This window comes from Ensifer sp. Root127 (assembly GCF_001425225.1).
Taxonomy (GTDB): Bacteria; Pseudomonadota; Alphaproteobacteria; order Rhizobiales; family Rhizobiaceae; genus Ensifer; species Ensifer canadensis.
The window spans coordinates 35,048-58,128 of record NZ_LMDX01000008.1 but is presented as its reverse complement, the minus strand read 5'-3'; the positions used below and the strand labels follow the sequence as shown (position 1 = coordinate 58,128).

Annotated in this window: 23 protein-coding genes and 3 pseudogenes; 16 read left to right on the top strand and 10 right to left on the bottom strand. The window is 58.0% G+C overall.

The window, feature by feature from the left end:
• The first annotated feature begins 129 nt into the window (after window positions 1–129).
• The 5 genes from ASD03_RS11035 to ASD03_RS11010 all read left to right on the top strand — a co-directional run bounded on the left by ASD03_RS11035 (window position 130) and on the right by ASD03_RS11010 (window position 4,911).
• Complete coding sequence (locus tag ASD03_RS11035; protein WP_057213486.1) at window positions 130–357, top strand: BrnA antitoxin family protein; 228 nt, start codon at window positions 130–132, stop codon at window positions 355–357.
• Window positions 358–738: 381 nt separating this feature from the next.
• The gene (locus ASD03_RS11030; RefSeq protein WP_057213483.1) at window positions 739–1,482 is read left to right on the top strand and encodes an NYN domain-containing protein; all 744 of its coding nucleotides are present in this window, start codon (window positions 739–741) and stop codon (window positions 1,480–1,482) included.
• Between the two features lie 766 nt (window positions 1,483–2,248).
• The gene (locus tag ASD03_RS11020; RefSeq protein ID WP_057213477.1) at window positions 2,249–3,355 is read left to right on the top strand and encodes a hypothetical protein; all 1,107 of its coding nucleotides are present in this window, start codon (window positions 2,249–2,251) and stop codon (window positions 3,353–3,355) included.
• The gene (locus ASD03_RS11015) at window positions 3,342–4,427 is read left to right on the top strand and encodes a nucleotidyltransferase family protein (protein WP_057213474.1); all 1,086 of its coding nucleotides are present in this window, start codon (window positions 3,342–3,344) and stop codon (window positions 4,425–4,427) included. Before ASD03_RS11020 ends, ASD03_RS11015 begins: the two co-directional genes overlap by 14 nt.
• 184 nt (window positions 4,428–4,611) lie before the next feature.
• Window positions 4,612–4,911, top strand: coding sequence for a hypothetical protein (locus ASD03_RS11010; RefSeq protein ID WP_057210204.1), 300 nt, complete (start codon window positions 4,612–4,614; stop codon window positions 4,909–4,911).
• 161 nt (window positions 4,912–5,072) lie between these two features.
• Here the strand turns inward: ASD03_RS11010 and ASD03_RS40395 are convergent.
• A pseudogene (locus tag ASD03_RS40395) lies at window positions 5,073–5,839 on the bottom strand (pyridine nucleotide-disulfide oxidoreductase); the annotation flags it as partial.
• Between the two features lie 548 nt (window positions 5,840–6,387).
• Between ASD03_RS40395 and ASD03_RS11000 the strand changes: the two are divergent.
• A complete protein-coding gene (locus ASD03_RS11000; RefSeq protein ID WP_057213468.1) occupies window positions 6,388–6,735 on the top strand; it encodes a hypothetical protein in 348 nt (115 codons plus the stop codon).
• 197 nt (window positions 6,736–6,932) lie between these two features.
• Complete coding sequence (locus ASD03_RS10995) at window positions 6,933–9,014, top strand: mechanosensitive ion channel family protein (protein ID WP_057213465.1); 2,082 nt, start codon at window positions 6,933–6,935, stop codon at window positions 9,012–9,014.
• A 271-nt stretch (window positions 9,015–9,285) separates the two neighbouring features.
• Here the strand turns inward: ASD03_RS10995 and ASD03_RS10990 are convergent, their stop codons facing one another.
• Window positions 9,286–10,515 (bottom strand): HipA domain-containing protein, encoded by a 1,230-nt coding sequence (locus tag ASD03_RS10990; protein WP_057213462.1) that lies wholly within the window; start codon window positions 10,513–10,515, stop codon window positions 9,286–9,288.
• Entirely contained in the window at window positions 10,508–11,092 is a 585-nt protein-coding gene (locus ASD03_RS10985; protein WP_057213459.1) for a helix-turn-helix transcriptional regulator, read from the bottom strand. The genes ASD03_RS10990 and ASD03_RS10985 overlap by 8 nt, the downstream gene beginning before the upstream one ends.
• Window positions 11,093–11,305: 213 nt before the next feature.
• On the opposite strand from ASD03_RS10985, the gene ASD03_RS40390 reads away from it, so the two are divergent.
• From ASD03_RS40390 to rsgA, 3 genes are read left to right on the top strand one after another with little or no spacing between them, the layout of a single operon-like run.
• On the top strand, window positions 11,306–11,545 hold the full coding sequence (locus tag ASD03_RS40390) for a hypothetical protein (protein WP_244494624.1): 240 nt from the start codon (window positions 11,306–11,308) through the stop codon (window positions 11,543–11,545).
• Between the two features lie 56 nt (window positions 11,546–11,601).
• Entirely contained in the window at window positions 11,602–11,787 is a 186-nt protein-coding gene (locus tag ASD03_RS10980; protein WP_057210199.1) for a hypothetical protein, read from the top strand.
• 18 nt (window positions 11,788–11,805) lie between these two features.
• Entirely contained in the window at window positions 11,806–12,828 is a 1,023-nt protein-coding gene (gene rsgA / locus ASD03_RS10975) for a ribosome small subunit-dependent GTPase A (RefSeq protein WP_057213456.1), read from the top strand.
• A gap of 319 nt (window positions 12,829–13,147) precedes the next feature.
• Here rsgA and ASD03_RS10970 read toward each other — a convergent pair whose 3' ends face one another.
• Together ASD03_RS10970 and ASD03_RS10965 are read right to left on the bottom strand one after the other, a co-directional pair.
• Window positions 13,148–13,903 (bottom strand): hypothetical protein, encoded by a 756-nt coding sequence (locus ASD03_RS10970; protein ID WP_057213453.1) that lies wholly within the window; start codon window positions 13,901–13,903, stop codon window positions 13,148–13,150.
• A gap of 92 nt (window positions 13,904–13,995) precedes the next feature.
• A complete protein-coding gene (locus tag ASD03_RS10965; protein ID WP_057213450.1) occupies window positions 13,996–15,624 on the bottom strand; it encodes a DUF1254 domain-containing protein in 1,629 nt (542 codons plus the stop codon).
• A gap of 597 nt (window positions 15,625–16,221) precedes the next feature.
• Here ASD03_RS10965 and ASD03_RS40385 point away from each other — a divergent pair.
• The 6 genes and pseudogenes from ASD03_RS40385 to ASD03_RS40380 form a co-directional block, all read left to right on the top strand.
• Complete coding sequence (locus tag ASD03_RS40385; protein ID WP_347376841.1) at window positions 16,222–16,380, top strand: DUF4411 family protein; 159 nt, start codon at window positions 16,222–16,224, stop codon at window positions 16,378–16,380.
• 216 nt (window positions 16,381–16,596) lie between these two features.
• Window positions 16,597–16,818, top strand: coding sequence for a hypothetical protein (locus tag ASD03_RS10955; protein WP_057213447.1), 222 nt, complete (start codon window positions 16,597–16,599; stop codon window positions 16,816–16,818).
• Window positions 16,819–16,936: 118 nt separating this feature from the next.
• A complete protein-coding gene (locus ASD03_RS10950; protein WP_057213445.1) occupies window positions 16,937–17,254 on the top strand; it encodes a hypothetical protein in 318 nt (105 codons plus the stop codon).
• A 535-nt stretch (window positions 17,255–17,789) separates the two neighbouring features.
• Window positions 17,790–18,293 (top strand): DUF892 family protein, encoded by a 504-nt coding sequence (locus ASD03_RS10940; protein ID WP_057213440.1) that lies wholly within the window; start codon window positions 17,790–17,792, stop codon window positions 18,291–18,293.
• A 579-nt stretch (window positions 18,294–18,872) separates the two neighbouring features.
• Window positions 18,873–19,311: pseudogene (locus ASD03_RS10935) on the top strand (hypothetical protein).
• 63 nt (window positions 19,312–19,374) lie between these two features.
• A pseudogene (locus ASD03_RS40380) lies at window positions 19,375–19,585 on the top strand (IS1595 family transposase); the annotation flags it as partial.
• A gap of 365 nt (window positions 19,586–19,950) precedes the next feature.
• Here ASD03_RS40380 and ASD03_RS10925 read toward each other — a convergent pair.
• From ASD03_RS10925 to ASD03_RS10905, 5 genes are all read right to left on the bottom strand, one after another.
• Window positions 19,951–20,190, bottom strand: a complete 240-nt coding sequence (locus tag ASD03_RS10925; protein WP_082557299.1) for a hypothetical protein — start codon at window positions 20,188–20,190, stop codon at window positions 19,951–19,953.
• Between the two features lie 239 nt (window positions 20,191–20,429).
• Window positions 20,430–20,648 (bottom strand): hypothetical protein, encoded by a 219-nt coding sequence (locus ASD03_RS10920; RefSeq protein WP_199197059.1) that lies wholly within the window; start codon window positions 20,646–20,648, stop codon window positions 20,430–20,432.
• Window positions 20,649–20,747: 99 nt separating this feature from the next.
• On the bottom strand, window positions 20,748–21,200 hold the full coding sequence (locus ASD03_RS10915; protein ID WP_057213428.1) for a type II 3-dehydroquinate dehydratase: 453 nt from the start codon (window positions 21,198–21,200) through the stop codon (window positions 20,748–20,750).
• A 14-nt stretch (window positions 21,201–21,214) separates the two neighbouring features.
• A complete protein-coding gene (locus ASD03_RS10910) occupies window positions 21,215–22,516 on the bottom strand; it encodes a TRAP transporter large permease (RefSeq protein ID WP_057213425.1) in 1,302 nt (433 codons plus the stop codon).
• Window positions 22,513–23,031: a TRAP transporter small permease subunit gene (locus tag ASD03_RS10905; protein ID WP_057213422.1), complete on the bottom strand. Its 519-nt coding sequence runs from the start codon at window positions 23,029–23,031 to the stop codon at window positions 22,513–22,515. The genes ASD03_RS10910 and ASD03_RS10905 overlap by 4 nt, the downstream gene beginning before the upstream one ends.
• Between the last annotated feature and the right edge of the window lie 50 nt (window positions 23,032–23,081).

Below are 23,081 nucleotides of genomic sequence, written 5' to 3'. Positions count from 1 at the left end.
CCCGCATAAAGCCCTTGCCAGAGGGCGTCCATGTATGAAGCATACAAAGGCTGCTTTGAGAATCCTACCACTTCCTAACGCGTGCCAGCTCGGGCGAGAAATGGCATCAGAAAGGCATAAGGCTGGCAAATGGTTAGAGCTAATTCGACACACGCTACCGGCGACTTGGTACAGCAGGTTCTCGAACGTCCGCGAGCGCTCAAGAAGAAAGCTTTACCCTCCGACGGTTCTACGACGAAACTCACCCTCAACGTCGATACCGACGTGGTCGACTGGTTCAAGTCATCGGGCGCCCATTGGCGCTCAAGAATGCAGGAGGCTCTTCGAAACGCAACCGAACTCGACAAGGATGCTTGATCCGGCAGATCCGTCTCGCATCCCCCGGCAACAACCGGGGTAGCTGCGAAACCGCGAGATTGACGGTGGAACAGGGGTGTATATGGCACTGCCACACAAATTGCCGGAGCCAAAACCCATCCTGCCGCCCACAGTCAACGTGGCTGCCGCCTCGCAATGGGGCAAAGGAGAAAAACCGACAACCGCGTCTAGCCTTTTCGTTGGCGCGTTGAGGTCGCTTCGATCCGAGAGGAGCCCTAATGGAAGGAGAAGATCGGCATTGGAATTTGGCCGGTCATGCCGTCGAAAGGAGTTTGGTCCAACCTTTGGTTCGCAATGACGCCGAAATATCGAAGAGCTGGGAACACATTCGAGCCGCCGCGGAAGTGAAAGGAGAGTTCAATGTCTGGTGAAGCACGATCTCCGCGCCTCGCCGTCCTGATCGATGCCGACAATGCATCGGCAAAAATTGTCGATGGCCTGTTTGAGGAAATCGCCAAGATCGGAGAGGCCAGCGTCAGGCGCATCTACGGGGATTTTGCCAGTGCACGATCGAGAGCATGGATCGAAGTGCTGTCGCGTCACGCAATCATACCGCAGCAGCAGTTTGCGTACACGACCGGTAAGAACGCGTCTGACATCACCCTCGTGATCGACGCGATGGATCTGTTGCACAGCGGTCGCTTCGATGGCTTCTGTCTGGTCTCGTCCGATAGTGATTTCACACGCCTGGCGTCGCGGATCCGCGAGCAAGGCACTGATGTTTTCGGCTTCGGTGAGCAAAAGACGCCGGAAAGCTTCCGTCAAGCATGCCGCAGGTTCATCTACACGGAAAACCTCCTACCGATCGCCGCGTCAAATGGTGCGGAATCGGCTCAGACGCCCACTCCGCTCCAGCAACCGAACGCCGCGGCCCCCGTTATCAAGAAGGTCATCTCCCAGATGGAAAGCGAAGACGGATGGGTCCCGCTTGGGGCCATCGGCACGCAATTGGCGAACCTGGCATCGGACTTCGATCCGCGAACCTACGGCTTTCGCAAGCTCAGCGATCTCGTGCGCAAGACAAACGCTTTCGATATCGAGCATGTGGAGGGCAAGCCACTACGGATCCGCGTTAAACAACAAGCATCCAAAAGGAAGGCCTGAGTGCTCGGCAGGGACGCGAGCAATCCCCTCACATTCTCCATTCGGCGGCTCGAGGTCAAGCCATCTTCGAGCTCCTTCTCCGTCATAAAGAAATCCATCGCGGGGCCTTGCTTCTCTCTGGGATCGGCCTTGCAGGCCTCCCACCATGGGGTCAGAAGAATGAAGCAGAACAATCTGCAGCACGCGCTCAATCGGCTGGCACGCGACCATCGGGGATAACCTTTTCCCTTCAAAGCCGAGGGCGCGGAATTCCAGCGGCCAATAGCTGTTCGTACGAACTGTCGCGTACCTTGCGACAATGGGAAAGCACTCGGCGCCCTCCAAAATCGCCGTAAAAATTGCGCGGAGAACCGGGCTTGATGATCGGGTGGTTCTCCGGGGCGTTTGGCGGGCGCGAAAGTCTCCGCTCGACTGCCATCGGTCGTGGCATCGCCGTTCCGCACGCGTTGCTGCGATCGAGCTCGTCGCCTGTAGCATCGTACGCGACTAGCGCATCCGATAGATTTCAACAGTCCCGACAGCGATGCCGTCGATCTCTTCTTTACCCTGCTTTGGCCACGCTCTGAGGCTCGCACCTTCTTGCCTTCCGCTGTCGCGACATTCCGTATGGTGCGGGCGGCGCTGATCAGGGAGGGGCTCCGGCTGGCCCGGTCGCCCGAGCCCGCGTCAGCTCCCGACCGACTCCCGAGAACCGGACACCCTTGCAACCGTTCTTTCGATCGTTAATGTGGATGGACTGTCCGTGGCGAACACAAATGGGATAGGAATGAAGTTCCGCCTCTCCGCCGGTGCAAGTTTTTTCCTGCTGGGCGAGCGAAAGACAATATTTGACGAGGCGTCGCAGCAGATTCTTCAGCTCGATGAGCTGAGCGCTTATCTTACCTGCCTTCTCACCGACCCCACGTCGCCTCATGAATTGGAAACCGCGGTCATGGCGCGTGGCGCCAGCCGGGCCCGGGCTCATGCGTCGGTGCAAAATTACCTGGCCTATTGGTCACGACGCAATCTACTGGAGATCATTTTCGATGAGGAGGAGGGCCAGTTACTAGATACCCGAAAGTTCGTTTTCGCCGGTACCACCGTTTCGATAGCCTTTTACGATCAAGATCTTCGCGATCTCATTCTACCCGTTTTCGCCCACAACAGGACGAACGCCGATACGTTACACACGGCTGTCTACGACGTGGCGCGGCTTGGCGATCGCGTATGCATCAGCCGAAATCGTACCTCAGGAATGATCGTCGCCGGCTCGGAAGCTGCCCCCGCGCTTAAGGCGCTAATAACAGACGACGTTCTTGCGAATCTTGGAGCGAACATCGCCCTACACGCAGCATTGCTCGTCAGGAACGCCAGAGGCCTGTTAATCTGTGGCGCGCCGGGGGCTGGCAAGACCACGCTCGCCATGGCGCTGCTTGCAGCAGGTTTCGCCTGCGGCGGGGATGACATCGCACTTTTGGACGAAGATGGCCTACTTGTGGGCGTGCCCTTCTCGCCGGCACTCAAGCAGGGTTCTTGGGGTCTGCTCGACCAAATGACGGATGCCATTCTGGCGGCACCTATCCACCGGCGGCTTGACAATAAACGCGTCCGCTATCCGAAAGGGCTTTGCTATGCCACACAGGAACGGGTTCCGCTTGAAGCCATCGTACTGCTCCGCCGTCGGCGAAACGGACCGGTCGTGGTTACAGACGTTGAGGCCCTAAAAGTGCTTTCTGAACTGGTGGCCGGTGCTTTCACGCCTGGGCGCCGCCTCGCTTTGCCGCAGTTTCAGCGACTCCTGCAGATGGTTTCAGGGGCGCGCGCCGTCGAACTTACGTACTCTGCCCTCGACGAGGCCGTAGAAACCTTGAGCCGCCTTCATGACAGGCAATAGCAGACGCGACCTCCTTACGCTTGCCTGCTGCCTCAATGGGCAGATACCAAAAGACGCGAACTGGGACGCGATCATAGCTCTTGCGAACAGGAGCCTGACGATCACCTCTCTCGCAGCGGCGGCTAAGAAGTCCGAAACGCAGGACTTGCCTGAAGACGTGAGCAATTACCTGGCAATGATCTACGCGCGCAACGCGGAGCGGAATTGCAGACTGAAGGCGCAACTGATCGAGGCGAGCGCCCGTCTCAACGACATTGGCATAGAACCGGTCGTTATGAAGGGAACAGCGGTTCTCGTGAGTGCAGACCCTGAAGAGTTCGGCGCCCGCATTCTGACCGATTTGGATATTCTTGTCCGTCCGGAGAACATGGCCGCCGCAATAGAAACATTGCGCCATGTCGGATACGAGATCGAGCTTTCAGCCGGCGAAGGTTCCTGGCCAGGAAACACAAAATATCATCTCCCGGTCGTTCTGGTCCGTCCAACGTATGTCGGGAGCATTGACCTTCAGTGCCGACCGAGGGGGCCGTCCTCCTTCGGTAACGCAGAATGGCTCCACCGTCACAGCCGCGCGCTAGATATTGCCGGTAGTCGCGTGCGCCTACCCACGCCCCTTGCGCAGATCGTCCTCTTGCTTCTGCACGATCAGTTTCAGGACGGGGATTACTGGCGTGGGCTGATGGACCTGCGCCACCTTCTGGACATCGCGAAGCTCTCCCGCACATCACCGATCGACTGGAATGAGTTGAGAGGGCTCTTCGCGAGCGGTTATGAGAGAAACGCTGTGGATACGCAAATCGTGACGGCCGACGCGCTGCTCGGGCTAGACCGGCCGGCTACTAGCGGGGTGGGATGGATGGCCAGGATCCAGTTTGCCCGGCGGCATTTTCAGCTCGGCCGCGAGTATCTTGCGGGCCCGCTCACGCTCCTGACACTTATCTCGGAACTTGCCCACTACCGTTCCTGGGATCGCTTCGGTGGCGAGCCCTATCCTTCCTGGCGCCAGGAAATTGAGCGAAAGGTTCGCGAGTTGCGACGCATTTTTCGCCCGAAGCCGCTTGGTAAACTGTAGGGCTGTTTCGAAACTGTTAGAGCGCGCTTTGGTTGAGGTAGGCGAAGTGACAAGCCGGAGTGCACATTTTGGATGAAAGTCACATCCGACCAGCTTAAAGGCCCAGATCTAGGCCAAAGACTTTGCTGGAATAACTCAATTTACTAATGTACTATTGATCACATTAGGCGCGGGGGGAACACGTATGTCCGAAAAAGTTGACGGCTCGCAGTCTCGAAGCAACGAAGACCGGCGCGAATTCCTGAAGGACTGCGGCCGCTTTGCAGTCGTAACCCCGCCTGTCGTGACGATGCTTCTGTCCACCAGCCTGACGTCGAAGGCGATTGCGGCATCCGGCGGAGGTGGCAGTACTAAGGGCAACAATGGTTGGGGCAATGGACCGGATCCGACAAATCCAGGAAGCAGCCACGGGGGCGGTGTGTCGAAAGGCGGCCCGGGTGCGGGCAAGTCGCAGAGCAGCACCAAGCAAAACGGGGTCCGGTAGTTCAGGCCTTGAGTGGTCAGGGATTCTCGTAAGACGTGGCGCGGTGACTTCAATTTGCATGTTTATGCGCGTTGCGGCCATAGACCAGGGCACGACATCGACCCGATGCCTTGTGGTCAGCACGGCGGCGAAGCACGCCAACTGCATTTTTACAACATTCCCTAATCCTCCCGAAAGCGAAAATGGACTGCCTGCGCTTGGCGTGCAGCGTCCGGAATAGGTACTGGGACCCGTCGTTCCGGCATCCAAAGCTGGGCCTTTCGCGACACCTGGCGGCCATCGAGTTCGAGTGACAGGACACCGCGACAGCGTCGATTGAAGCGTAGCTTGAATTGACGGAAGGCGGACACGTTCAACTCGACGCGTCGCGAGATCTGCGGCACCACCAGCTTCGCCGGCGGATCGAAGGTGAGAGCAACGGTGGTCCGGCCTCCCCTCCCCTGTCCAGGTCTAGCGCAATCGCCGCCCCCACGACTGTCCCTTCGCGGAAAGCCCAACTGCAAGTCTCCACGGCGCGCAATACGTTGCCGCTGGCGAAGTAGAGGGGGTTGTCCGTGCGACCGTCCTGGTCAACGGCCGGCCCGGCACTACCCGCAGCAACTCCGATCGAAGACTGCAGGAAAAGCGCGGCCTCCGGCGTGAAGCGCCCGGTAAACAGGATTCCATCGCAGGAAACAGCGACACCAATTCTGAGCCGACGATCAATGGGCGACTGAACGGCATGAGGCCATAGAAGGTGACATAGGACCGCAGGGTGCCTGTTGTGACGATACCCACTGGCCGATCGCCGGATACTAGCCTCGCCGAGCGCGGCGTCTCACGCGCGCCGGTAGAAACCAGGATGCGGCGGGCCCGCAAATGTGGCAACGCCCTTGTCAGACGCAACGTTCAAGACACCATCGTCGCCCAGCGAGACCACCGAATGCCCGCACATCGACCTGCGCGGTTTTAGGTGCTCCAAATCCGGCGTCGACCCGATGGCATTAGAGCTCAGCGCGCAGCCAGTTGGTTGCAAGGGACCAGGAGGCCGCAATCATCGAGACTTGAGAAGGATATGGGCAGCGAGATCGCGTTCTGGCACATATCGGATGAAAGCGCCGTCAAGAAGCTAGGCCCGCATACGCCATCCGCAATCACCAAGGTGCCCCACGGTTCCGGATTTCTTGCATCCACCAACTCGTCTCCCCTTTCGGCCTCCCATGTCCGGGCCTCTCAACGCAAGCTGAACCTCAGCAAGATTTGGTCTGGAGTGAAATAGGGACGAGGCGCCCAATTTTCTATCTGTGAGGTATATAAATCGAAGATGTGGTTATCGGCGAGAAGGCCGATCCAGGTCCCAATCGCGGCCGATTGACAATCGGAACAACGCGTGTGTACGCTATTCAGTTGGCTTGTGCCGTCAACACACTACACGGATGAGTTCAAGATATCCAGGAGAACGTCGGGATGCCGGTGTGAGAATAAGGGGGGTCCGAAATGACCGTATACGTCGCCGAGATTTCAGGACGCGGCATCGCCGCTTTTGACGCCGCCAACGACATTGAAGCGAAAGCACAGCTGGCAGACCGGGGATTCCTGCGGGACCTGATTGTCCTGCAGAATAAGGGTCGTGCGCTCTGGGATGGTGTCTCGGAGATCCATGTGCGGATGGCTACCCCTGAGGAGACAGAGATCTGGCAGACAAGGCGAGCGGCAGCTATTCCGTCAGGTGAGGAGTCGGATGACGAGGGTCGGCATGTCTTCCTGGTCCCCGTCATCGATCCTTCTCATGACAAGTTCGACGATGACGACGACCCCCACGATGACGACCGTGATGGCGACTGAAACCATCACGGATGACGCGGCCCTGATCGAGGAAGGGCCGGAGTGGGTGCGGCCCGGCCTTCCCCAACTTTATGATACCGTCCCAATAGGTAGACGGATAGAGCGCAGAGTTCGCCGCGCGGTCGAGCCTAAACGGTTGGTTTGATGGCGTGTAAATCTGGTCGCGCTGTCCGCCAGGAATTAATCCGGAGCGCGCCATGACTACCGCACTACCCACTCGAATCGGTTTTCTGCTGTTTGCCGTCGCTCCGATCCTCTTTTGGATGCTGCTTGGAACCTGCTGGGCACAGCAGGTTCCCGTGGGCGTGCCACCCGAAAAGGCACAACAGTTCCTCGAACTGCTCTCTGATCCGCAGGTGAAGACATGGCTCGAGGGAAAGATCCCTGCGACTGCCGCGGAGACGCCTTCCAGGTCGCTCGTCGAGGGCATTTCGAGCTGGGAGGCCGCCGTCCGCGCTCGCATCGGTGGGCTTTTGGAGGCAGTCCCCCGGATACCGGAGGAACTGGCAAGCGCGGCCGCTGTTGTCTCGCGCGACGTGAACTCGGACAGGCCCGGGCTGGTGGTCGGCATATTGGCCGTGCTGATTGCCGTTGGCTTCGGCGCCGAGTGGCTGATACGGAGGGCCTTTGCCCAGGCACACAAACCCGGCGCAGGAGAGGACGCCGGACAGCAGATCCTGGAGGAGATCGCTGCGTTGCTGACGTTTGCCCTGGCCAGCGTCGGCTCGTTCCTGGCGTTCGAATGGCCGCCCTTGCTGCGTAAGATCATCCTTACACTGCTTCTAGCCTTCATCGTGTTTCGGGTCGTTCGGGCAATCCCCAAGTTGCTGTTTACCTTGGGCGGCGCCAGCGCCAAGGCCGATCAGCCGACGGCAGCTTTTGAAAGCGATGCGGCTGCTCGTTTCTGGCTTTGGCGGGTCAGCCTCATTGCCGGCTTTCTGCTGTTCGGCTGGACCTTCGTCAGCCTCATGCCCGACCTGGGCTTCTCCATCGAGGTGACCCGGCTCGCCGCCTTTCTGATCGGGCTTGGCATTCTGGCGACGGCAGTCGAAGTCGTCTGGCGGCGACCCGGCAAGCCGGCTTCACTCGTCGCCAAGTCACTGCTCACCCTCTACCTCGTCGTGCTTTGGTCGGCTTGGGTAGCGGGATTGCTGGGACTAATGTGGCTAGGCATCTATTCGCTGCTCTTGCCGGCCCTGGTGCGCGGTGTGGGCGATGTGGCGCAAGCCTTCGCAAACAGGATCACGCGTACCGGGGCCGTCGGCGTCATGCTGAACGTGCTCATCGTCAGGGGCGCCAGGGCAGTGGTGATTGCCGCGGCGGTCGCATGGCTCGCCTATGTCTGGCGGATCAGAGCTGCGGCCCTCGCCGGCAGCGAAACTGGCGCGATCGTGATATCCGGACTGTCCAACGGCATCATCATTCTCCTGGTCGCCGACCTGCTTTGGCAGCTGTCAAAGGCGTTGATCGCATATCGGATGGAGCTTGGGCCAAAGGACGGTTCCAATGCCGATGAACTCGCCCGCGGCGCGCGGCTGCGCACGCTGCTGCCAATATTCCGCAACGTGCTCGCTGTCTTCATCGGCGTCGTCACCGTACTGACGATCCTGTCCGGACTGGGCGTGCAGATCGCACCGTTGATCGCCGGCGCGGGCATTTTCGGCGTCGCCATCGGTTTCGGTTCGCAGACGCTGGTTAAGGACGTCCTGAGTGGCGTTTTCTATATGCTCGACGATGCCTTCCGTGTCGGTGAATACATCCAGAGCGGCAGCTACAAGGGCACCGTCGAATCGTTCAGCTTGCGGTCGGTCAGGCTGCGGCATCACCGCGGCCCAATCTTCACAGTGCCGTTCGGCGAGCTGGGAGCCGTTCAGAACATGAGCCGCGACTGGGTGATCGACAAGATGACTCTCAATGTCACCTACGATTCCGACGTAGATCTCGCTCGTAGGCTCATCAAGAAGGTCGGTCAGGAGCTGGCTGCGGATCCTGAGTTCGCTGCCGACACGCTTCAGCCTTTGAAGATGCAGGGCGTCGACAGCTTCGGCGACTTCGCGATCGTGCTCAGAATGAAGCTGATGACCAAACCGGGTGCGCAGTTCACCATAAAGCGACGCGCTTTCATGATGATCAAGAAGGCTTTCGATGAGAACGGCATCAAGATCGCGGTTCCAACCGTCCATGTTACGGGGGGAAGCGATGAAGCCGCCGGTGCGCAGCAAGCGCTCAACATGAGCAAAGCCGCCGAGCTGGCGGCCAAGGCACCTGTCGGCCCCTAATAAATCACCGGTTCCGGAACTGGCGATGCATCGGCAGGCAGCGCCAGAAGACCCTGACGTGCTTGTCGTCGCCCACGAAAGCTGATCGAGGCGGAATTGGAGGCCATTTTCCACCCTTCTCTCAAAGTTCAACTGCCGCACTCACGCGCCGGGCGGCCGAATGGCACGGCGGTAGCGCAAGTGCGATCAACACTGGATCTGGAGGTCTACGGGTGACAAAGCCTTGAATATACAGCAAGGCTTGACAAGTTGAATGCCGAGCCGCAAGGCACTACTTCGCGAACTCACGATACAGCTCGACCGTCGGAGCGTGCCTATCGATTGCGTCGGCGACCTTGGCGGCCATCGGCAGGTTCTTCTTTTCCGCCTTCCATACCGCCCTAAAACGTTCAACCGTCTCGCGCGACGTGTCGATCACCAGCTTTTCGGAAAGCTCCGCTTTCGCAGCCAGATGCGCCAGCTCGTCCTTTGACAGTGCCGCCATCTTTTTTGTGCGGGAGAAATTGAGCGCCGCCGTATCTTCCCCCTCGATGTAAGGGATAGTCGACAACAAGTCATACGCTGGCGAGAGCGCAGGGGTGCGGCGATCAGGATAGATTAGCGACCAGTTCTTCAGGTGCATGTCGCCATTGCCGATTAGCGTGCTGAAGACTAGACGCCGGATGAATTCCGCCACGTCGGCCGTGCTGGTTTCGATCCCCAGCACGCGGCCGATCATCCGGTAATTGCCCTTATCGTATTTGTGGTCGGGAAAGACGCCGAAGACTTGCGCAAAATCCTCGATATGCACCGCTCCTTCCGGCGTGCGGTCAAAACGCTTGATCGCCAGCGCCTGCCCGTGCAGTTCACCCACCCCCTGCGGCAGGCCGCTCACGGCGTCGAGATCAACCAGCTGGATCTCAGGCACGTTCATACCTATCATGCGGGCGATGGTCATCATCGCGAACTCGTTCTCGGACACGCCGCTATATTGCTGAGACGGCAGCTTCACGATCCACGAGCCACCCGTGCCCTCGGCTGGAATGGTCAAGCCGCCGCCCTTTTTGTCGTTCTGAAAGGCCGAGAACTTCAGCTGCACACCCGCCAGCGAAAAGCGCAGTGCGTTCGGCCGCGCTTCGACGATAGCCTGTTCGTCATCCGGAGGCGCGTCATCCCCTTCGGAGGGATGCACCGTCACAGCCCCAGGCAGGTCGCGGCCGAGCATCCAGAGCAGGAAGAATTCCCGCGACGGCTTCACACCCGCACGATAAGCGAGGTATTTGCGCAGCGGTCCTTCCGGCAGTAGGTTCGAGAAGAAGGGCGGGACCACCATGTTGTACGGCCTGAACTTCGTGATGAGCGCCCCGAACGGGTCTTTCTGGGACAGGCTAAGCGTCGGCCGCTTTTCGTCCTCGATATAAGCATCGTTGAACGCGAAGACGGTGCGCCCGTCCTGCAGATTTGTCAGGGTCGCAACTGGTTCCCCATATAGCCTGACATCGAGTACCGTGACCTTAGGCATTATCGTCTTCCTCATTCAGCGCATAGGCCGAGCGAGGGACCGCGTCGTCACGGTCGCGGTGCACCGCGGCGTTGCGTAGGTGTCTTACGGCATGTGCGATCCTGCTCAGTTCCTGACGGGACGGTGGATCGGCCTGCCACCGGTCGAGGCGTGCAGTCGCCTCTTTGAATGTGTCCATCTCCTCGGCCGACAGTGGAAGATGCCGTAAGAGCGCGAGGCTATCTTTGAAGGAATCTGCCTCGGAAGCACTACCGAACCCGCCCCTGTTCTGCGCAAACCACCGCTCAAGGCGCCCCACCAGTTTGCGCTGGTCGGATGTCAGGAGATCACTCGATGTCCTATCGAGGATATTGCGTACCGCCGGCATCAGCTTTTTCGGGGTAAGGACGATCTCGAGGTCGAGCGCGCGCGCCACATCCACCAGGCTCCCAAGTCCGGGCTCCATTGTGCCCCGTTCTATCTGAGAAATATGGCTTTGCGTCAGGCCTGATCGTGCGCTCAGCTCGCGCTGGCTCATTTTCTGCGCTTCGCGCGCAGCGCGCAGCTGCTGCGTTATATGCTCCGTCTTATATGCCATATCATTATCCTGTATCGCACGATGGAAATAATACAGGATAATATATATAGAGTGGTCAGAACGATGCAATGCCGATATAGAAAGCCGTATCAAAGAAACTAGCTTATATGTAATTATATATCAGCTTACAGCGGTTTCGACCTGCCGATCACACGCGCGGCCTCATCACGCTCAGTTGGGCTACATACATATCGACTCGAAAAGGAGGCAAAAATGGCTGCAAACGCATATGTACGCGCCCGCATTGAACCTTCGGTAAAGGATAGCGCCGCCTTGGTGCACCGCCGCTATCAACAAACAGTCAGTCCTTCGCGCGGGGGTGACGTCGGTGGCGTTCGGGAAATGCACCGCGACATATGTGATGGCGGCACGCTCTGGATGGGATACGAACCAGCGTTGGCTAGTTCGTCTTTTGTGCAGGCATGTGATATTGCAATAGATTGCGAAGTATGACAGCCGGACATCATTTTCAGCGTTTGGAAACGCTGGACCGACACTGGAGAGCATTTATGGGTTGGAAAACGCCAAAGTTTGAATACGTGAATGGGTATAAAATCGTCGAAGTCGATGGGCCAACCTTCAAAGTTTATGACGGTGACCGTCAGTTAGGCGACCATTTCCCCTACTCGGGCGAGGCTGCTGCTTACGCAAATTCTTTGCCAAAGCGAGATCATCAGCACAAGAAGCTTGCATAATCAAAGGCGAAGCAAAATTTGACGAACTCCTGCCTCCGCTCAGCGTTGGAATTGCTTGGTTGGTCTGACTTTTTTGCGGATCAGGTAAAGCCCACTGAAGCTGACCTCGTACCCAAGCGCGTCGCGTCGGTGCACCGGGCACGCATCGAAGCGATGGGCGCCACGGGGTCAGACAGGCTAGAGCTACCAGCCCACGCCAATACGGCTGACTTCGCGGTGGGCGACTGGGTGCTTGCCGATCCCCGGTCCCACATGCTTGTCCGCCGGCTTGACCGGAAAACCGTGTTTAAGCGACGCCCGGAAGTCGGACGTGGCCAACAACTTGTTGCTGCCAACATCGACACACTGTTGATCGTGACGTCGTGCAACGCCGATTTCAATATTGACCGGCTAGAACGTTACCTAATCATGGCCAACGAGGCGGGCAGCAAACCGGTCATTGTGTTGACCAAGGCTGACACCGCGGACGACGTTGGCATATTTCAGGCCAAAGCCGAGGCTTTACAGCGTGACCTACCTGTGGTCGCCCTGAATGGGCGCTCTGCCGATGCAAGCTTCTTTTTGAGTTCCTGGTGCGGCGTTGGCCAAACGATCGCCCTGGTGGGATCGTCCGGAGTAGGAAAGTCGACGTTGGTAAACACGCTGACCAGACCTGCATCTGACGCAAAGCAGAAAACCGGGACTATTCGCGAACATGACGCGCAAGGCCGTCACACCACGACCGCGCGCTCGCTGCATCCTATTCCAGGCGGCGGCTGGGTCATAGACACGCCCGGAATAAGAACACTTTACGTCAGCGATATCACCGACGGGATCGACACGCTTTTTTCCGACATAAAGGAACTGGCACCGGCTTGCCGATTTCGCGATTGTACCCATGCGCATGAACCGGGCTGCGCAGTTCAGGCAGCTGTCAAAAGCGGCACTTTGGCCGCCGACCGCCTTGAACGCTGGCGAAGTCTTGTTTCTGAAAACCGTGACAGAACACCTGTCGTCAGCGGACCACGCGGCAACAAGATCGTTCGCAAAAAGAAGTACTGACGCCTTAATTAGGATTCGAACCGCCGACCCATCACTCGTCCGCCCTCTGGGGCGCATTTATGGATGGCTTTCGCTTGGCAAGGACTTTTGGTGTGACGGCGATTTCCAAGCACGATCGCGGCACCGAGAGGCGCTGCGATGCAGCGGCATGGTAATTGGGCTTGCTCCGAGGCGGAGGCAGCTCCCTGATGTGATTGTGGTCTCGATGTGTTTTTTCCAATCGGCCTCGGAAAGTGTGCGTATGCGATCGGACGTTGGAGGGAGACCCTGTGCCGTCGGCGGTTCGGCGGCGCAGGGCTTCATGAATGGGCCAATTGCATCAGTAGCAGGGCGGATAGGGATAGTAGCCGCACGCCGGGGGTGGGTAATAGGGCGTAGCAGCAGCACCTACGGCTGCGCCAACAGCAGCCCCGGCAACAGCTGCCCCCGCGACGGCGCCAGCGCCATACCACGCGCCGTGATAGACCGGGGCGTGCCAGTAAGCGCCACCGTGGTAGCCGTATCCACCACCGTGCCAAACCGCGCCACCGTAGCCACCCACATGGGCGAATCCACCGCCGCCCGGTCCGCGAAACGCGAAGGCGTCAATGAAAAGAGCTGCTGGACCGCTCGCATTGTTCAGGCTGCCTTCCAGGACGGCAACGTCGAACGTGAGCGTATTTCCTTCCAGCTTCGGCGACTTGAGCGTAACCACGGCGTCGTTCACATCCGAGCCGTCGCCGCCAAGAATTGAAACCGTCGCATTTGGCGGGTCGATTGCGAAGTTGTCCTTGCCTTCATCCCACTGCATGATGAACTGCTGGGTGGTTACATGACCTGCAGCGCGAACGGGCCGGTCGGCGAACACGATCGAGTTCTTCGACACACCCGTCAGCACCAATTTGCTACCGTCAAGCGTAGCGCCATCCGAATTGATCACCGCCAGCGATGGGACCGGACCAGTCGGCGTGACATGGCCGATGGTTTTTTCCAGCGGGACGTGTGGTTTCTTGGCGACGTCTTGCGCGATCGCACCCGTCGCGATGGCAAGGCCTCCCGCAAAGGCTACTACGGTTGCGAAGCGATTGATGTTCATATTGAAATTCTCCTTAGAAATGAGAGCAAGCTTCCTTCACCACTGCTGCAGAGCTGGTATCCTTCAGCTCTCTACTGGAGATCTGCGTCCCGTCACTTGGTCACCAGTTCAACCTCGCTTGGCCTCCATTCCTTCGTGAAAAATGGTTCGAGCGGTCCGTAGAGACGCAGGCACGGGATAAACCCCTTACTGGGCACGGTCTGGATCCAGTTACCTCGAGCGACGCCTTCAGGTTGTTGCGGCGAGAACCAGACCGTCGTCGTGCCGTCGGCAGCTGCCTCGGCCGCGGGCGAAGGATAGCTCTGGCTGCCGGCGCGCGGGTAGCGCTGGGGGGTATCGAGCATCGAACGCGTCTGGTTGTCGTAGGCAATAAAGGACCAGAAATTGGCGTAAGGAATGTCCTTCGGCAGCGTCACCTTGTAGGTCTTGGCACCGTCGAAGGGCTGCTTGTCTGCATCCACGATCGTCCACAGGTACTGCGAACCAATGCCCGGCACGCGCATGGCCATCCCTGGCGTAATGCCGGTGACGCCGTAGAAGAAGGACGTTCTGGAGTCCAGCAAGCGGTATCCCGTCGCCGGGTAGGGCTTGGCGCCCTCTGGCGTAATTTCTGGAATCGGCGTTTCGAACTCGTAGCCGCTGACAAACAACTGGTTCACCCAACTCGAACCGGGGTAATAGTACCAGTCCTCAGCGCGAGGAGCCATGAACAAGGTGCGCGACGTGGCGTTGGCTAGCGCCACGGCTTCGGTGAGGATCTTCTTCATCCGCGCATCCGGCGCGAAGGGTTTGCCTTTGACGATGCCGATGGCTGCGATCGGGCCCATCAACTCGGCGTCGAGCGCCGTTGCAGGCTCCTGTTGCACGATTTCGTTGAGCCACTCGTAATACGAGTAGTCGTTGGGCGGTATCGTGTTCATCACCACACCACTGCCTTCGTGGAAAACAGTCGGTGGCGGCGGGGTGATCGGCCCGAGTTTGGTTTTACCGTCAAGGAATTCGGAAACGGGCGTGCCGTAGCCGCCGGCTTGGTACGGATAGACCTTAAGTGTTTTCTTGATCTGTTCGACCACCGGCTTTGGATCGTTGTTCTCCATGAACGCGCGAGCGAACCAGATAACGAAGTTGGTGCGGGCGCGGGCCACAAAGTAGCCCCCTTCGGGAACGTTACCCTCGTAGCCAGGTGGCAGGATGAGATACTTGCCGCCTTCACCGCGATCAGCCCCGGGCGCGCCCAAATCAATAACCCAGCGGAACCACTGGTCGTCGATAGCGCCCAACATCTTGGGTCCCACCTCAAGCACCATCGGTCCCTTGGAGAGATCGAGCATTCCCAAGGAATAGATCGTGTCCGCGTTAGCCGTCAGGAATAGAGACTTGGAATCCATCAGATCGGAGAAAATGAGGACTTCATTGTCTTTCACCCCGACGCTCTGAAAGCCTTTGTGAAGCGCCGCTATGCTGACACCCTGGAAAGTGTTCACGAACGCCTCGAACCCGTGCGTGAAGTCCAGATTGTCATAGATCTTTTCGATGGTTTCCTTGCTCGGCATGCCGTCCTTGAAGTCGAGTGTGCCGATGCGAGTCTCGACCTTGTCCGGCGTCAGGATAGATGCAGGCGGGGTTGCCGTTTGGGCGCTTGCTCCAATCGTGCAGGCGAGGAAAGTCGATGCCGCAAGGGCCATCATCAGCCCGCTGAGTCTGCTGTCGATCAATTTCATTGGTCGTTCTCTCCCTAGGTTCTTTGGGTTGTGGCGAGCGCTGCCAGTTGTCGGCGCGCCCTCCCTTGACCAGTTGGTAGGCTCAAGCTGACTCATCGGTAATCCTAAGGAAGCCTTGATGATATTGTCCTTTGGGGAAGTTGTCAGACCGCCGATGTCGGCGCAAAGGAGTTTCGTCGTACGTGTCTTTGCTCTCATGGCCGAACCTGTAAAATTGCGTTGGATCTGTGAAATAGATTTCCTCAATGCACTACTTACGCTGCGTCGCTTCCGGGCTCAGAGCAACGTAAATTACTGTAACGAGTGTGTAGTTTACTAAGCCTCGAACGCGAGGCGCCGCTTTGTTTGCGGTTGCTCAGAGGGATCAGGTGCATGCGGTTGAAGGACAGAAATCCCGCCACGTGACCCAACTGGATTGCGACTGCATGAGGATCGAAGCTGATGTTACGCGGCTACTCACGAACGTGATCAGAGCCCGAGTGGTTCCTGGCGTCGAGACGTCGACACGCAGGGCAATTTCGCCGAAATCGTCCTGCACATGGCAACAGCCCACTATAGCCGGCAGTTGCGAAATTCCTCGACAGCGCAGATTCACTACTGATCGCCAAGGCGCGTTCGATCGGCGCCACCGTGGTCACGCATAAACTGAAGAAGCGCGTCCTGATCCCGGATTTCTGCCTGGTCTTCGACGTTCTATTCGTGAACACATTCGAAGGGCTCCGCCAATTCTCCGCGAAGTTCGTTTGGTCGCCTTAACGAAGACCTGCGGCATGCCATGCTCGAACCGATGCGGAAATCCGGTTCTCTAGCACGCGTGCCGCGGTTACCGAAACGTATCTTGTGCAGACGCCCTATTTGGGAACTTTGTGCGCCCCACGCCGTTTAGCAGTACACATACCCCATCTGACGCTTCCTCCGCCGCCTGGCAAATGGCCGTTTTTGCGCCGAGATCCGACACCCGGGAGCGTTTCGATGACCAGGCATTTCAAGTATGAAAGAGAGGCCCTGCTTCGCGGCTGGGATGCAGTCTACGATCTAGAAGAATTCATTCGGGCCTATCGTTTGGCACCGCTTGCCGCGCGCGAAATCTTTGCAAAAGCCGGCCCCCGCAGGCTCGATCTAGCAAATGCCATGGATGCACGAAAGTTGCAGCAAGGCACATTAGTCGGTAATGCACTTATGTCTGGCGCTTGACGGAAGTCTGTTGCCTCAGTGCAATATTGCGCGCAGGATACTTCGTCGACAGCGATTGAAGCGGGCGCTGTCGCGAACGGGTCGTCATGTACCTGTGCCCCAACCAAAGGAGGACATCATGTCTTCCAGCCACCCAGAACACTATCTTGATGCCGACGACCTCAGCCTATTGGTCGAGGTGCTTACCGCTGCGGGTTTCTACGGAACGACAGCCAAGGCAGATCCAAGTGGACGGCTTGCTGCCACGCGTTTCCTGATGACGGCGCTCGAAAACGGTATCAATAGCCGCGAAAGGCTTACCGCAGCCCTTGTCGAACGTGGCGATGCTTCAAGCGGAGAACATCAGACGCCTCAGCAGACGAAAGCCGAGGCGATTGATCGATGGGATGACGAAGGCGGCGCTATCTCAAGCGTCACCGCGAAGTCTCCTGCTTGACCGCCGGCTTGAACGGCTACCGATCGGCCGTCAGCCCTTCTTATGTTCCAAACGGGAGAATTCGATGCACACACTGCCCAGCCTGACAGGCCACCATCTCAGCCCCCGCGATCTTTCAGCAGTGCGCAGGGTTTTTGAGGCGACCTGTTTGAAGACACGGCTCCTGGAGCGCGGCATACAGGCCGATCGCCTGGCGAGGTTCATCCTGGATGAATTCCGGTTCGGCAACACGGATGAAGCGTCCCTTTTGGAATGTGCTCTATGGCACGAGACGCGACGTACTCCGCCCAAAGCGAAGAACCATTCTATCGTTGACATACGAACAGCAAGAACGCGCGAGGGTCGGGATTCCGGCCAAGTACCCAAAACCGGCGATCCTCACGATCGAGTCGCTCGCTAGCCATCTCACCCCATCCGACAGCTACGTCCGCCAACCCTCTGACGTCAAATACCTGGCCGCCCCTCATGGGCAGCCAGCACGACCAGGCGCGTCGCCTGGAGCATGACAGAGAGTCCTCTAACCACAGGAGCCATCATGGCCAAGGAAATCAAAACGCTGGACGTGCTTTTTCACGATACATTGAAGGACGTCTATTTCGCCGAAAACAAGATCGTCGACACACTGCCGAAGATGCGCGATGCCGCCAAGAGCAAGCAGCTCAAGGATGCATTTATCAAGCATCTCGGCGAGACAAAGGTTCATGTCGAGCGACTGGACCAGGTCTTCAAGATGATCGGCAAGAAGCCGGAAAAGAAGACATGTGACGCGATCATGGGCATCACCCAGGAAGGCGCCTCGATCATGGACGAGTATGAAGGCTCGCCCGCGCTCGACGCCGGATTGCTCGCGGCTGCGCAGGCTGTCGAACACTACGAAATGTCACGCTATGGCACCTTGCGGACGTGGGCCCTGGAACTGGGCATGAAAGATGCCGCCAAGCTGCTCCAGACGACGCTCGACGAAGAGCAGGCAACAGACATAGCTCTGACCGCGATCGCCACCAAGGTCGTGAATCAGACCGCAGAAAAAGCGGCCTGAAGCATTTCCAGTAAAAGTGCGAAGCGGTTTTCCGTTAGGACATGCGTAAAAAAAGAGATAGAGCGCTTCCGCGGCTCTGACTCAACCGGGAACGCTCTACGTGAATATCGGCCCCGGCTTGATCCTATCAAGCCGGGCAAAGGCAGTCTCGGCCGACGATTATGTCCCGCCCCGGCGCGCGACACTGTGGCCAAATCACGCGGTTATCGATTGCATTTGTCGGGAAGGAGACCACAGTGGTGTCAGGCAGATCTTCGAGCAGGCTCTAACTGCCGAACTCGATCGGGCCTCTCGTGTTTGGCACGCGCCGCCGTCACTTAAGCGTTCCGACGCCCCCCACGCGGAGATGGCCCGACTCAGATCAGAGCTTACCATCGTCGTTCCTCCTTGTTCCGGGACAACTTTCGTGTGGGAAGCGGCTCAAGGAACACGGTCACGTCGGAAATCAGCGCCAAGCGTCCGATATCGGACAGAACCCCTCGGGCGCTTCTTACCTCGCATGGGTGACTGGACTTGGGCATTTGGACGGTTCACACTTCTGTCATGGGGCTGAGCATCACTCGTTCAATGGAGGGCGACATGAAGCACCATGAATTCGACCAACTGCAAAGTTTGTGCCAGGATCGACCAGGACTTTCCCCATCGAGCCATGCCGCGCGATAAGCGTCTTCAACGTTGGGTGGAACTCCTCGAAGCGGATCCGCAGCGGATCCTTTCGACGCTACTTGAAACTGAATTTCAACCGCGTGCTGTGCGCGCTGCCTTGCGCTGTGACAACTCAGCGATCTCGGTCGCCTTCAACGATCCGGTCCTTCGGGCCGCCGGGCTTGAAAACGACACCTACGGAGAAGCGAAACGGTTCTTCGAACTCTCGGACGGTCAATTGCACAAAATCGTCTGCTACTGTCATTTCGGCACGACAGTTAGCGCGGAAAAGACCGCTCGGTACATCCGGGTAAGATATGTTGACCGGCCGGATGGCTTATTGGCCCGGCTGCGGGCAATGATCGTTGGATGATACCGGCGAGTGGGTGTTATTGTCGATGATGGCGGGACGCGGACGACCACCGGCTGCCGCCACCAGACATCGCTCATTGCTGGCACGGTGATGCACAGCACGCAACTGCCGCTGCGCATCTGGTTTCTAGGCGCCGACCTCCTTGCCACCGATTCCAATGGAATGTCCGCCGTTCAGCTCTAGCCGAAGCCAAAGCCTTGGCAGTTACAAAACCGCCTGGCTCCTGCTCCACAAGATCCGCCGGGCGATGGTGGGCCCGGACAGGCTTCCGCTGCGCTACTTCAAGCGATCAAGCTACGGAACATACCATGGTGTCCGCGACAAGCACGTTGATACCTACGCCAGCGAACTCGTCTTCCGCTGGAAGCGAAAACGGCACTTTCGATCAGCGTCGACACGATCCCCGGTCTCGGTCAGCGGATCGGCCGAACGATCTGGCGCGACATCGTCGGCTACAGGCGGGAATGGAAGTTGGTGCACGAGGATCAGATCCCCGAGATGGTCAAACCCGACAAGCTCGACCGCGCTCGGTGAAAACACCGTAGACCTTGATTTCCTTCCGAAGTAGGCGGATGCGGCGTGATAGCGAGGAGTCCGAGGCCATCGCGGAACACGTGATCAACCGCACCTTCGGACGGCTCAATGTTTCTGGAAGTCGGGAATGCGGCCAATATCGCGTAGGTAGGCTACGATCTCGTGATGAAGGTGGTCGCGTGGTCCGTAGCGGTCGCAAATCTCTTTCAAAGGCTTTTGGACCTGTTCGCACTCAGGAAGATCGGCGTCACCGATTAACCAACCATCATAGTTAGCCAGCGCGACTGGCTCGCACCCGATTGACATCAGCTCGGCTATGAATGCCGGAATCTCGTCTTTGGTCAAGGCATATCCATGGGATTCGGCCATTGTAGGATTCAACAAGGTTTATATAGGAAAGCCGTAGACGGGGTCAGTTCCCTGCCGATTTGGACGTGTCCGTGCCAAGGGGTCCTCGTTATTCCTCGCCGGATAGGCAGCGTTTGGCTGTCACGAGGAGCTGCTTGCCATCCACCCATCCACTCGTCAGGAAGGCGTCATGACACGAAAGGAATCTGTCCGCCTTTTTAGAATGGATGCGGAACTCAGTTCTGCTCGATGGAAGATGACACCAGCCCTTTGTCCTGACCAAAAAGCACGCCTACTTGCTCGCCAAGCAATGTAACAAAAGCTTTCGTTTTGGCAGCCGAGCGCGGCCCCGGCGGATAGATGGCATGGACTTCCACTTGCCTGAATTCATAGGATGGGAGGATCGGCACGAGCCTTCCATCGGCTATTTCCCGGCCGCAGACGGCAGTGAACAATGCGCCTATTCCCCTTTGGGATGCCCGCACCATCACCATGACCGGTGTTTCTTCTGCTGGCTGACCTTTTCAGCCTCGCGCAAGACCTTGCGAGCACCATCAGACCTTGTTTTGCTCAATGAGCGCTTCAATGGCGTGAACCGCTGTGGGATAGCCTGTAGCGCCCAGACCCGCCATTACCGCAGTAGCACGCATCGAGACGTAGGAGCGGTGATAGATCGGTTCACGCCGGTGAACATTGCTGATGTGAAATTCGATTATCGGACCGGGAAACATCTTTAACGCATCCAGCAAAGCAAGCGACGTGAAGGTGAACGCGGCTGGATTGATGATGATGCCTGCAGCATCCTCATCAATCGCTTCGTGCACCCATTCGATAAGCCGTTCCTCGCTGTTCGTCTGGCGAAATTCCACCGGCCGCTTTCCAGCCGCCTGCCTGCACCACGTTTCGATTTCGCCGATTGTCGTGTAGCCGTAAATCTCAGGCTCGCGTTTTCCAAGCCGGTTGAGGTTTGGTCCGTTGAGAATGAAGAGGGGTTTGGGGTCTGTCATGATCGCTTCACCGGTTACCCCTGGTAGCCCGTGAGGCGCGGCAACCAGAGTACGAGGTCGGGAAAGAAGGTGATGAGCGCCAGGCAGAGCACCATCCAGCCAAGAAACGGCAACGCGTCGCGAATGATGTCGCGCACCGGCGCACCGGAAATGTTGGTCATGATAAAAAGCAACAGCCCGTAGGGTGGCGTAACCAGCCCCAACATGATGTTGACGACCACCATGACCCCGAAATGCACCATATCTATACCAAGCGCTTGCGCGGTCGGGATGAATACGGGAACGATAATCAGCAGGATTGCTGTCCCCTCCAGCACGCAGCCTAGCAGGAGCAGAAGGACGTTGACGAGGATCAGGAAGCCAATTGGTGACAGATCCCAACCCGTCAAAAGCACACGCAGTGTCTCCGGGATGTTCTCGATCGTGACAACGTAGTTGAAGACCAGCGAGCCGGCGATCAGCATGCCGATCGATGCTGTTGTCTTGGAGCTGGTCTTCAATGCGTCGTAGAAGGCCACCAAGGAAATACTGCGATAGATCACGACGGAAATGGCCAGCGCGTAGGCCGCCGCAAGAGCTGCAGCCTCAGTCGGTGTCGTGATGCCGGAATAGATGCAGCCAAGCAGAACAACCGGCATCATGAGCGCCGGAAGCGCCTGCCAGGTGATCTTCGGGATCTTGCGAAGCGGTACGGGGTCCTCCACCGGAAAGTTCTTGCGCCGCGCGGTGATTGCAACCTGCACCATCTGCAGAAGTGCCATCAACAGTCCAGGGATCATGCCGCCGATAAAGAGATAGCCGATCGATGCGTCCGAAACGAGCGCGTAGATTACCATTGGAATGGAAGGAGGAATGATCGGGCCGATGACGGAGGTCACCGCCGTTAGCGCGGCGGCATAGCTTGGCGTATAACGCCCGTCTCGGGTCATCATGTTTTGCATCATGCGCCCGCTGCCCGCCGCATCCGCGATCGCAGAGCCGGACATGCCCGCAAATACGATGCTCTGCACCACGTTCACCTGCGCAAGGCCGCCGCGGAACCGACCAACGAGAACATTACAGAAGTTGAGAAGCCGCTCCGTCATCGAGCCGATGTTCATGAATTCGGCAGCGAGCACAAACAGCGGCACTGCAAGAATGATATAGTTGGAATACATGCCGTTCAGAAATTGCTCGGCCACCGTTCCCATATCGGCTCCGACAAGAAACAGGTACAGGATCGAACCAACGATCATCGACAGCCCTATCGGCAAGCCCAAAAAGGCAAGAGCCGTGATGAGGACAATGGTAAGCGAAAAAGGACTGGTGAAATTCATACGCCGGAGCTCGCTTTCGTGGGATCGAAAGCGTCCGGCGCCTTGCCGAAGGCTGCCTGCCATGCAAGCCAGATGTAGCGCACGATCATTGCTACCGCAAAGACGACGTAGATCGAGTAGAGATAGTCGAAGCGGATCTTGAGATAGGCTGTCTTCTCGACCTTCATGAACATGACGTAGTCTATGACGGCCGGCAGCGAGACGCCGAAGGCGACGACAAGAGCCACGGCAAAAATCAGCGTCATGATGCGGCGGGCACGGTCGGACGCGCTGGCCCAGAAGAAATCGAACCGGATCTCTTCACTCTCGCCGATCACGAAAGCGGACCCGAAGAGCACAATCCAGATCCAGAGAGCAACGCTGACTTCGTGCGTCCAGCCAATGGAGAGATTGAGGACATAGCGGAACAGGATCTGCAACAGAAACACGACGAACATGCCCAACAGCATGAGGGCCAGAATGTTTTCAGCACGCCGGCGCAGCCACCGGCCAAAGGCAAGCAGTCTCTCGGACACGAAATTCCTCCTCACCTCACCCAATCGGCCGGGTCGAACCCGGCCGACAT

Excerpts from the sequence above, each read along its gene's own strand:
- ASD03_RS10990 (WP_057213462.1), bottom strand. The coding sequence starts at position 10,515 with ATGCCTAAGGTCACGGTACTCGATGTCAGGCTATATGGGGAACCAGTT.
- ASD03_RS10980 (WP_057210199.1), top strand. The coding sequence starts at position 11,602 with ATGGGTTGGAAAACGCCAAAGTTTGAATACGTGAATGGGTATAAAATC.
- ASD03_RS10995 (WP_057213465.1), top strand. The coding sequence starts at position 6,933 with ATGACTACCGCACTACCCACTCGAATCGGTTTTCTGCTGTTTGCCGTC.
- ASD03_RS11015 (WP_057213474.1), top strand. The coding sequence starts at position 3,342 with ATGACAGGCAATAGCAGACGCGACCTCCTTACGCTTGCCTGCTGCCTC.
- ASD03_RS11000 (WP_057213468.1), top strand. The coding sequence starts at position 6,388 with ATGACCGTATACGTCGCCGAGATTTCAGGACGCGGCATCGCCGCTTTT.
- ASD03_RS10950 (WP_057213445.1), top strand. The coding sequence starts at position 16,937 with ATGTCTTCCAGCCACCCAGAACACTATCTTGATGCCGACGACCTCAGC.
- ASD03_RS11030 (WP_057213483.1), top strand. The coding sequence starts at position 739 with ATGTCTGGTGAAGCACGATCTCCGCGCCTCGCCGTCCTGATCGATGCC.
- ASD03_RS11020 (WP_057213477.1), top strand. The coding sequence starts at position 2,249 with ATGAAGTTCCGCCTCTCCGCCGGTGCAAGTTTTTTCCTGCTGGGCGAG.
- ASD03_RS10965 (WP_057213450.1), bottom strand. The coding sequence starts at position 15,624 with ATGAAATTGATCGACAGCAGACTCAGCGGGCTGATGATGGCCCTTGCG.
- ASD03_RS40390 (WP_244494624.1), top strand. The coding sequence starts at position 11,306 with ATGGCTGCAAACGCATATGTACGCGCCCGCATTGAACCTTCGGTAAAG.
- ASD03_RS10915 (WP_057213428.1), bottom strand. The coding sequence starts at position 21,200 with ATGACAGACCCCAAACCCCTCTTCATTCTCAACGGACCAAACCTCAAC.
- ASD03_RS10910 (WP_057213425.1), bottom strand. The coding sequence starts at position 22,516 with ATGAATTTCACCAGTCCTTTTTCGCTTACCATTGTCCTCATCACGGCT.
- ASD03_RS10940 (WP_057213440.1), top strand. The coding sequence starts at position 17,790 with ATGGCCAAGGAAATCAAAACGCTGGACGTGCTTTTTCACGATACATTG.
- ASD03_RS10970 (WP_057213453.1), bottom strand. The coding sequence starts at position 13,903 with ATGAACATCAATCGCTTCGCAACCGTAGTAGCCTTTGCGGGAGGCCTT.
- ASD03_RS10955 (WP_057213447.1), top strand. The coding sequence starts at position 16,597 with ATGACCAGGCATTTCAAGTATGAAAGAGAGGCCCTGCTTCGCGGCTGG.
- ASD03_RS10985 (WP_057213459.1), bottom strand. The coding sequence starts at position 11,092 with ATGGCATATAAGACGGAGCATATAACGCAGCAGCTGCGCGCTGCGCGC.
- ASD03_RS11010 (WP_057210204.1), top strand. The coding sequence starts at position 4,612 with ATGTCCGAAAAAGTTGACGGCTCGCAGTCTCGAAGCAACGAAGACCGG.
- ASD03_RS11035 (WP_057213486.1), top strand. The coding sequence starts at position 130 with ATGGTTAGAGCTAATTCGACACACGCTACCGGCGACTTGGTACAGCAG.